At 41.8% G+C, this 7439-nt stretch carries 9 protein-coding genes; 2 read left to right on the forward strand and 7 right to left on the reverse strand.

The genetic code is table 11. From position 1 onward, the window contains the following. Positions 1-16: 16 nt before the first annotated feature. The 5 genes from AC3WTP_RS19700 to AC3WTP_RS19720 form a co-directional block, all read right to left on the reverse strand. A complete protein-coding gene (locus AC3WTP_RS19700; protein ID WP_492396341.1) occupies positions 17-472 on the reverse strand; it encodes a hypothetical protein in 456 nt (151 codons plus the stop codon). A gap of 179 nt (positions 473-651) precedes the next feature. Beyond that, complete coding sequence (locus AC3WTP_RS19705) at positions 652-1305, reverse strand: helix-turn-helix transcriptional regulator (RefSeq protein WP_492396342.1); 654 nt, start codon at positions 1303-1305, stop codon at positions 652-654. A 69-nt stretch (positions 1306-1374) separates the two neighbouring features. Further along, on the reverse strand, positions 1375-1800 hold the full coding sequence (locus AC3WTP_RS19710; RefSeq protein WP_492396343.1) for a DUF86 domain-containing protein: 426 nt from the start codon (positions 1798-1800) through the stop codon (positions 1375-1377). A gap of 84 nt (positions 1801-1884) precedes the next feature. Beyond that, positions 1885-2262 carry a cupredoxin domain-containing protein gene (locus tag AC3WTP_RS19715; RefSeq protein ID WP_492396344.1) on the reverse strand — a complete coding sequence of 126 codons (378 nt, stop codon included), beginning with the start codon at positions 2260-2262 and terminating at the stop codon, positions 1885-1887. A 255-nt stretch (positions 2263-2517) separates the two neighbouring features. Continuing rightward, the gene (locus tag AC3WTP_RS19720; RefSeq protein ID WP_492396345.1) at positions 2518-2925 is read right to left on the reverse strand and encodes a phage holin family protein; all 408 of its coding nucleotides are present in this window, start codon (positions 2923-2925) and stop codon (positions 2518-2520) included. A gap of 194 nt (positions 2926-3119) precedes the next feature. Here AC3WTP_RS19720 and AC3WTP_RS19725 point away from each other — a divergent pair, with 194 nt between their 5' ends. Then, positions 3120-3872 (forward strand): nucleoside phosphorylase, encoded by a 753-nt coding sequence (locus tag AC3WTP_RS19725; RefSeq protein ID WP_492396346.1) that lies wholly within the window; start codon positions 3120-3122, stop codon positions 3870-3872. 299 nt (positions 3873-4171) lie between these two features. Next, on the forward strand, positions 4172-4996 hold the full coding sequence (locus AC3WTP_RS19730) for a transglutaminase-like domain-containing protein (RefSeq protein WP_492396347.1): 825 nt from the start codon (positions 4172-4174) through the stop codon (positions 4994-4996). 583 nt (positions 4997-5579) lie between these two features. Here the strand turns inward: AC3WTP_RS19730 and AC3WTP_RS19735 are convergent. Together AC3WTP_RS19735 and AC3WTP_RS19740 are read right to left on the reverse strand one after the other, a co-directional pair. Further along, on the reverse strand, positions 5580-6542 hold the full coding sequence (locus AC3WTP_RS19735; protein ID WP_492396348.1) for a hypothetical protein: 963 nt from the start codon (positions 6540-6542) through the stop codon (positions 5580-5582). 201 nt (positions 6543-6743) lie between these two features. After that, positions 6744-7193 carry a VOC family protein gene (locus tag AC3WTP_RS19740; protein WP_492396349.1) on the reverse strand — a complete coding sequence of 150 codons (450 nt, stop codon included), beginning with the start codon at positions 7191-7193 and terminating at the stop codon, positions 6744-6746. Positions 7194-7439: the final 246 nt, after the last annotated feature.

The raw sequence follows: 7439 nt of genomic DNA on the forward strand, positions 1-7439 counted from the left end.
TTGTCCGGCACTTGCCCTAATTTCGCTGTGTATCTGTCTGCGTACTGTCGACATTCCGCTTGTGACGAGCACTCACGTCCTGCCATAGAGCATAGCCAATATCGAGCCATTGCAGCGTCTCTTGGATACGCTTCTCATTGCTGCGCTGAGCCGATTCGACTGCAGTCCACGTTCTCTCGGACCATCTGCCTATGTGTCCATTCCACGAATCGACTACTGATCTCGTCTGTTCTGCCGTATCTCTCCACTTGACGATCTCATCAACAGCCGATTGTGCTTGAACCAGTACTTGCTCTCCACGGCTGCTCATCTCCGCAACTTGCTGTACCAGCCCAGATAGTTGGCTATCCATTTGCTTAACCGATCGATTCAATTGACGCATCAATCGAATACTGCTGCTAATCGCAATCGTTAAAGCCACACATACGACGATCCAAGCGCCCACTGCCACAGCTATGCTCCATTCCAGCATTGCACTCCTCCTCTTCAGCGAATTCATTAGGGCGAATGCCCATTTCATAATGACAGTATAAGAAGTATGGGCTCGTCTTGACACCGCTGGGCTTGACCTTTTTCAATGGGCTTGGATGAAACAGAAGAAGGGCTGCACCATTAGCACATCGCTAATCGCACAGCCCCACACAACAGCTATTATTCTTCTTTACAATTCTGCGCAATATGATACGTGCAGCGCATTCCCTGTTTCGCCAGACATTCCGTTCGCTCTACGCGATCGGTACCTAGCAGCTCTCGGAACAGAGCCAGCTCGCATCTGCACGGCTCCTCATATCGATCCGCAACCTGAGCGATCGGGCAATTGTACTCATGCAGCAGCCATGAGCCATCATCCAGCTTCTCTGTTTCGACCATATACCCGTTCGAATCCTGAATAGATCGAAGTTCATACACTCGCTGATCAAGCGATAGATGCGCCATGCGCGATTCATACCGCTGCCGCAGTGTGCGCTGTCTGCCTTCAAACAGTCGCCGAACGACATCTTCACCGCTGTCATCCCAAGTCTCTATTTCGCCTAGCATATCAAGGGCAAGCTGATGATAGTACTTCGGAAATCGCTCATCACCCTCAGAAGACAAACGAAAGAGCTGAAGCGGTCTGCCTACTGATTGCCGCACAAGCTCTATATTTACAGACTGCTGTTCAACCAGCAGATACAGGTGACGACGGACGCCCATCTCTGTCATACCGAGCCGTTCAGCCAGCTGCGCAGCAGACATCGCTCCATTCGTCTTCAGCAGGTTCAAGAGCATGTCCCTCGTGGACGGTTTTCGCACCGTTCGTTTCAATCCATTCACCACATTTAGTTCATCATTAGTATGGTCATTCTACCTTAATCACAGTTGCATGTAAATTCATTACGATAGAAGCTCTGACTCAATATATCGTTCTACACAATCCTTGAAGGAAGTTAATAACTCTGGCAATTCAGATAATTGACTATGAATTCCGGCTCTCTCCCACTCTGCATACTGTTGCACCAGCGGTTTGCGCAGCTGTACCAGCTGAAGGAGCTTGTGTTGCAGACTCACATCAAATACGCCTTCTTGTGCAATTATCTCAACAATATCTTCATAGCTGCTAGCATCGCGCATTATGAATCCATCAATTAATAAGCTGCCTACATCGGTCACCATCTCAACTGCGAGATGCAGCGTTCGTTCTTGAGCCATATGAAAGAGTGCGGAATCGTTCCAGCCTGCTGTGATCTGTTCTACTGCTTCATTCAGAATCTCGATCTGCTGCAAGCGGTTGTCAATCTGCTGTCTATCTACATAGTACATCGCCAGTTCCCCTCTCAAGTCGTATATGTGCAAAAAGGAGCTTCCAGACTGAAAGCCCCTCTTCCTCATTATATAATAACATTATTATTTCACAACAAGAACTGACTTCATCGTTCCATGTCCCGGTCCACACATAACCGAGCATGCAATCTCGTACCGTCCAGGCTTATCGAACGTAATATCCTGCTCCATTGCTCCATCTTTCAAGTTGATGTTTAACTCAGCAATCTCTGCACCGTGAACACCAGATTTGTTAATAAGCTTCAACCGAACCGGCTCTCCAGCCTTCACTTCATATTCAGGCTGGTCAAAAGTAAAGTCGCCCCGCGCCATAATCTTAACAACCTGCATACCTTCTGGCGCAGCCTCTTCTACAGGCGCCTTCGGCATGTTGAACAGCATCAGTCCAGCGGCCAATAGGCACGCAATGCTAAATAAACCAAACATTGCCCATTTTTGCATAACCGTTATTCGCCCCTTTTGTCAATTACATTCATCATCCTTTATATTACAAAATGTTTCCTTATATTAACAACCCAAACTTTTAAAACAAGTTTCCTTTTTTTACAATTGTGACAGATTATTGAACATGCTATGTATACGTTCCCCCGCTTTCATCCCATACGTCTGCGCTAACGGGTATACGGCATCTGCTGAACAGCTGCAAACGCGGTGCTCCTTCATCGTATCTGAACTTAGCAGAGGACACAGATTCTATCAGTTTGTCTTGTCAGTATCCTGCTTTAACGTCTCGATCACTCGTTTAATACTAGGAGGCAGCGGCAGCCCCATGCGGCCGTAATTCTCCGTTATGCTTATCAATTCATTCGCCAGGTAGAAACTTATCGCTCCGTTCATGATGATGTTGCTATTGAATACGAGATCAATAAAATGTGCTAAGGTGATGACTAGTATCATAAGCGCTTTCTTGGCCAATCCCCAGAAGCCGACTTCGCTATTGAGTCCTTTATTCTCTTTTAGTGAAGCGGCGATACCGGTAACGTAGTCAATTATGATTGTTAGAAAGAATAAGCTCAGCAAGTGGCTCCACTCTCCGAACATAAAAGTTATGCCCGCGCCAATTATCCCGCAGACCGAATTAAAGATCATTAGCTTCATGTTCATTCCTCCTTTACTTCGTAATAACGGGTTTAGTTATCATATGCGGTCTTGTCCGTATGGTCACGGCAGATGGAGGGAGGCAGCATCATCAATATCGAGAAGAGTATTTTCTACGAGAAATGTATGCAAGAGCATATCTCTACTCCATTATTTTCATATATGATAGAACTCAAAGTACCACGAAGGAGGTAAGAACGATGCATGACCAACAGGTGTTAACGGATCCCAAAATGTTAGTTAGAGATGAACTGAAGAGAGCGGGGCTCGATTTAGATACAGTAAACATTCCTAATAGAGTGTTCATTGCCATGTCAGGGATTATAGAAAAATTTATGGATCAGGAAGCAGTTATGGAGTCCGATATACCTCTAGCTGGAAAACTATATATATTTAAAAATAACCCAGCTGTAGGGCTGGTCAAATCGCATGTCGGATCACCAGGAATAGCGGTACAGGCGGAAGATTTAATTGCAGCTGGCGTTAAAGAACTGATCCACCTGGGATATGTCGGAGGGATTGACCCAGATTTAACTCCAGGTCGATTGATTGTGACAACAGGAGCATTTAGCGAAACGGGTATTGCCGCGCTATATGGATTTGATGATGAACTAATTTATCCGAATCAAACCCTGGTTAATGAAATGAAGGAAATGCTCAATAAACAAGGACAGGAATTCATTGCTGGCCATCACTGGACCACAGATGCAGGGTATTTAGAGACCTGGGGTAAAGCTAAAAAGTACCGATCACAAGGCGCAATATGTGTGGAAATGGAAGCGGTTGGTCTGTTCGTCGTGGCTAACTATCGAGGGATCAAGTCATCAGCAATTTATGTAGTTACTGATGTGCTAGCGGAAGATGGTTGGAGATTAGGATGGTCTGCCGGTGATATTGACAAAGGGGTCACTGAACTGGTTAAAGCTATCTTGAAGGATGCTCAATTGAACTAACTAATTTCTTATAGATTGGAAAAATGGGATGAAACAACTAAAGGTAATTTCCACAATAAGCGCCGTTATATTTGTTTTCACATTAATATCAAGATCTTTTTTAAATCTACCGGACTTGTTTTTTGGTTTAGGTATTGGATTTTCCTTGGGGAGTTCATTAGTTTTATATTATGTATCTAAAAACCGTAAACATCAAAGTAACAACGATAAATAGGTGAATAAGTTTAGTCAATTATTAGTAACAAAATATCCCCTTAATCTAACAGAGCCTAATTTTTACAAAGACAGGAGAGGGTTATATGTTTTATGAAGCTCAAAAATATATTGAATATCTTAATAGTTACCCTCTGTTTGAAGTAGAAAAAGGAAATGCCGATCATTTATTTGAGTATGTGAATAGAGATGATGAGAACCTTATTACGCTATGTAATACATATGGGATTGCGGAGATTGCACTTAGTAGAGATACATTTGAAAAGGTTAAGGCTCTAATGGATTGGGTGCATAAAGAGTTATTTTTTGTAGGAGAACACGTATATCCTCCCCTTTTTAATTCTCTAAGCATACTGAGTGACAGAAAGAAGGGCGCATTATTTTGTACATATCAAGCTATTGTTTTGAATGAGGCTCTACTATCCATAGGAATAAAATCTCGATTATTATGGTGTTTTCCTTACGAATTTGACTCTGACTGTCACGTCGGAGTTACAGTATATTTACCTGAAATTAACGACTGGATATTCTTTGACCCTACTTTTAATACATTCTTTCATGACCAGGATGGAATACCTCTAAGCATCGTAAAGGTTCGTGAAGTATATAAAAGTGGAGAATTGCCAGGCTTTAAGCATATAGAAATAAATAAAACATGGTCTTTAACTTTAAATGGATTTGAGTATGAAACTTACGATAAGTGGTTTTCCATGTACATGGCAAAAAATTGTTTCCGATTCTCTTCGCCATTACAAAGCTCTTTTGGTTATCTTTCAAGGGAAGATGCAATAACCGTTTTCTTAAATCCTTCTGATTATGTAATAAAAAACGAGTATGATCATGTACAACATCCACAAACAGCACTTTACACAAACAACATCAATGTTTTTTTAACAAAGGATAAAAATTAAAACCTCTAACGGAAACATTAGCTCTAAAAAACAACAGACGATCTTACTGAAATTAGACATCTGTACGGTCATTTAGTTATTTACCCATATATTTATAAATGCTAGCTTAAAGATGCACACTTTTGCTTGTGTAAGTATGTTCTAAAACGATTGAGATAATCAGTCGAAATACGACTGTTATGCGATTGCTGTTGAATATGCATGTACAATGAATCGACTCTGTAACACGGTTTTACCCCGTTATCTCACCTAAACTGCGAGTTTCGCCCGCTGTAACGGGGAAATAACCTGTTATCTCGCTCTGGCCTTCCCACTCGAGTACAGCCTCGACTCTGTAACACGGTTTTCCACCGCTATCTCACCTAACTTGCGGGTCTAGCCCGCTGTAACGGGGAAATAACCTGTTATCTCGCTCTGACCTCCCCACTCGAGCACAGCCTCGACTCTGTAACACGGTTTTCCCCCGCTATCTCACCTAACTTGCGGGTCTAGCCCGCTGTAACGGGGGAAAACTATAAATGCTGACTTAAAGATGTACACTGTAAGTGAATGGCGTTTGTTCGATCAAAAAGACAAATAATTCTTATTGAGAATTAAGAAACTCATTAAAGTAATCCTGAAAGTCTACATCCCCACCCTTTAGATGGTTCTGCATGTAGTTCAGTAGTATAACGGATAGCACATGGGATCCATCATCATGACTCTTCAAGTAAGCATATGGATCCTTCTCCAAACCTATCTTTTCGCAAATATACAGCGCCATTGCTTCCACAACATTTTCCTCAATGAACCCCTCTATTGTCGAGTAGCCGAAACGCTCCTTCTGTTTATGAAAAGCAGCTAAAAGCTCAGGTTCAAGCTTCAACTTGTCGAAATGATGATCGAGCTGCTCTACCCGATAAGGCGGATGGAACATTTCGTGAATGGCAATGCCTAGCGTTATTTCATTACCGTACGAAACGTCAGAAATATACCGTGGTCCCGTAATTTTAATCCCATGTGGTGCTGCAAAACTACATAAATATAGAACGATATGATCAATCTGGCTTAATGGCCCTAACATGTGATTAATTTCATTAAAAACGGAATAGTTGGAGACAAACGTCGTAATCTCGTTCGCTTTTTTCAGTAGAGCGGGGAGTTTGTGTTCATGCCAATACTGTTTAAACCCTGCGATCTCCATACTGTGAATGACTTCAGAAGTGAGACTAAACAGCTCTTTCTTTTTACCCCAACTATCTTCTTGGTAATACGGAGTTCGACTAAAATAGGATTGAAGTAGATCCGTCGATCTTAGTAACTCTGAAAGATCATAGGAACCGAAATCGGGGACCGAAGAAACTACTAAGGTTAAAAAGGGACTCAGCATGGTTCCGCCTTGTATGCGAATGATTTCAGACATAAGTCGCTGATTTGCTTCTGTATTTATGGATAGGAATTGTTGATGGTCTTCTACATGCCGTTTGACATAGAACTCGTCTTGCGTCAGCACGTTTAGAAAATTTAAAGCATCAAGTGTATACGAGGTTGTTACTTCAAATGCCATAATTTCCACTTCCTTTCTTCCAGCATCAAATACATGTAACGAATTCATTTTCAAATAAGTTTACAATGGAACAATATCATTTGTAAATTGTTGGAAAGTAGTCTAATGTTGATCTGACACAATAAAATAAGGAGCATCTGCACTAGGCAAACTGCTCCTCGTTTCGTGTATATTATCCTAATTTTATGGAGCTGAACTACTTCATCTCGTACCGAAATCATTAATTTCAATTTTTCTCCCATCTGGATCAAAAAAAGCAATCTCTTTGCCACATCCACCGCGATCCTTAATTCCATCTGTGGCAAGTTCAACGTTCTTTTCTTTCATTCTTTCATAGATCTCTTCAATATCTTTTACTTGGAACATCAGTATTGCGTGATTATATCCTTCGATATTATTGAAATTCATTGAAAACTTATCGTTGGACTGTACAAAAAATATACTACCCCCGCCAGGAATATCTTTGGAAAAGTTTAAAACAACAAGATCTGCATTAGGGTCTAACGGTGCAAAGTCGGCTGCTTCTAAACCAAATATCTCGCTGTACCATTTTGCAGTTATGTAGGGGTACTTAGCCGGCAAATAAATACATGATAGATTTAGCAATTTGGGCTCCACCTTAGCTGCACTTGGTATAACAATTTCACTCATCTTCTTTCCCCCTAAAGAAACTATTCCATTAAACTTCTAATTACTTCAACAGGTTGACGATGATTCCATCTGCCTGCCGTTATGATGCTATGCTGCTATCGTTCTCCTTTAGCTTAATTCCAAAATCCCTCGGGCAGACCGAGAGGCGATAGCCCCAATGCTTGAATATGGTGTTGGTATATTAAGCTCATCCCAGTTCATCGGGGATGAGCTTTTCTTTTATACTTAAAAGATCACCACTGGGTT

The sequence above is a fragment of the Paenibacillus sp. EB106-04-04-XG159 genome (assembly GCF_058791835.1).

Bases quoted from the DNA above. Each gene is read 5' to 3' on its own strand.
- AC3WTP_RS19715 (WP_492396344.1), bottom strand. From the start codon at position 2,262: ATGCAAAAATGGGCAATGTTTGGTTTATTTAGCATTGCGTGCCTATTG.
- AC3WTP_RS19730 (WP_492396347.1), top strand. From the start codon at position 4,172: ATGTTTTATGAAGCTCAAAAATATATTGAATATCTTAATAGTTACCCT.
- AC3WTP_RS19700 (WP_492396341.1), bottom strand. From the start codon at position 472: ATGCTGGAATGGAGCATAGCTGTGGCAGTGGGCGCTTGGATCGTCGTA.
- AC3WTP_RS19720 (WP_492396345.1), bottom strand. From the start codon at position 2,925: ATGAACATGAAGCTAATGATCTTTAATTCGGTCTGCGGGATAATTGGC.
- AC3WTP_RS19710 (WP_492396343.1), bottom strand. From the start codon at position 1,800: ATGTACTATGTAGATAGACAGCAGATTGACAACCGCTTGCAGCAGATC.
- AC3WTP_RS19725 (WP_492396346.1), top strand. From the start codon at position 3,120: ATGCATGACCAACAGGTGTTAACGGATCCCAAAATGTTAGTTAGAGAT.
- AC3WTP_RS19735 (WP_492396348.1), bottom strand. From the start codon at position 6,542: ATGGCATTTGAAGTAACAACCTCGTATACACTTGATGCTTTAAATTTT.
- AC3WTP_RS19740 (WP_492396349.1), bottom strand. From the start codon at position 7,193: ATGAGTGAAATTGTTATACCAAGTGCAGCTAAGGTGGAGCCCAAATTG.